The sequence below is a fragment of the Stagnihabitans tardus genome (genome assembly GCF_009925085.1).
In the GTDB taxonomy this organism is placed as follows: Bacteria; Pseudomonadota; Alphaproteobacteria; order Rhodobacterales; family Rhodobacteraceae; genus Stagnihabitans; species Stagnihabitans tardus.
On sequence record NZ_JAABNR010000095.1, the window covers coordinates 1 to 523 of the forward strand.

A 523-nucleotide genomic window follows, 5' to 3' on the forward strand; every position below is an offset into this window, starting at 1 on the left:
CCGCCTCAAGGACTGGCGCAGGATCGCAACCCGCTACGACAGATGTCCCAAGGTCTACCTCTCGGCCATCGCACTCGCCGCAACTGTCATCTTCTGGCTCTGAAACTCAATGAGTCCTGAACCTAGGGTCAGGACCCATTGATCATCTTTGTCGACCGTGATTCACGGTTGGCCAGGAGACCTGATCGATGAGCAACCTGTTTTGGCTGACCGAAGCGCAAGTGGACCGACTTCGACCCTACTTTCCAAAGAGCCATGGGCGCCCGAGGGTAGATGACCGTCGCGTCTTGAGCGGCATTATCTTCATCAATCGCAATGGTTTACGTTGGTGTGATGCCTCTGCTGTTTATGGACCACCGAAGACGCTCTACAATCGATGGAAGCGTTGGTGCGACCTGGGTGTCTTCGCCCGGATCATGGAGGGCCTTGCCTCGGAAGCTGCCGAGCAGAAGACGGTCATGATCGATGTGAGCGGGCATGCGCCATTGGTCCGAGCATGCCCGCGCAAGTATCTGAAAGCCCA

The 523-nt window shown here is 56.8% G+C and carries 1 protein-coding gene; it reads left to right on the plus strand.

Annotated features, from left to right (window positions below; all coding sequences use genetic code 11):
- Window positions 1-188: 188 nt before the first annotated feature.
- Window positions 189-523: transposase (locus tag GV832_RS21765; RefSeq protein ID WP_168776939.1), on the plus strand; the 335-nt coding region annotated here is incomplete at its 3' end.